Annotated in this window: 1 pseudogene; it reads left to right on the forward strand. The window is 46.8% G+C overall.

From position 1 onward, the window contains the following. Positions 1-218, forward strand: a pseudogene (locus LKE08_RS01795) (hypothetical protein); the annotation flags it as partial.

The following is a 218-nucleotide window of genomic DNA, read 5'->3' on the forward strand; positions in this document are numbered from 1 at the left end:
AAATACTACCGAACAGGTATGGCAAAACTGAGTAATGGGGACGAAAGGAAGGATAAGTGGATTTTCCAAACTAAGGATGGTTTACGACTCCAAAAACACGCTTGGACTCCCATAGTCTACCACACGCTGGTCAGACCGAAAGCATCGACGTATGACGGAAATTGGGTCTACTGGGCAACGAGGAGAGGGAAATCACCAGAAATCTCAAACCGAGAAGC

Source organism: Lyngbya sp. CCY1209, assembly GCF_035615495.1.
Taxonomy (GTDB): Bacteria; Cyanobacteriota; Cyanobacteriia; order Cyanobacteriales; family Microcoleaceae; genus Limnospira.